We start from the raw sequence: 245 nt of genomic DNA, 5'->3' as shown, positions 1-245 counted from the left end.
GCAGGCTGGCCTCCACGCAGAACTTGCCCAGGGGCTGCAGCGCCAACCCGACGGCAGTGGCCCGCTCACAAAAGTCCTGTTCTTCCACACCCGGCGGCAACCACAAGACAAAGTGCAACCCGGCCTGCTGGCCACTCACTGAGCAGCCATCCGGCAGGCACGCGAGCAATGCATCGCGCCGCGCCTGATAAGCCTGGCGCGAAGCGCGCAGGTGCCGCACAAAGGCGCCGCTGCCAAGCAACTCC

The 245-nt window shown here is 66.9% G+C and carries 1 pseudogene; it reads right to left on the bottom strand.

The annotated features are described in order from the left end of the window. A pseudogene (locus SB756_RS34060) lies at window positions 1–245 on the bottom strand (PLP-dependent aminotransferase family protein); the annotation flags it as partial.

The organism is Pseudomonas sp. SIMBA_068 (assembly GCF_046534705.1).
Taxonomy (GTDB): Bacteria; Pseudomonadota; Gammaproteobacteria; order Pseudomonadales; family Pseudomonadaceae; genus Aquipseudomonas; species Aquipseudomonas putida.
This window is presented reverse-complemented; position numbering and strand designations above follow the sequence as displayed.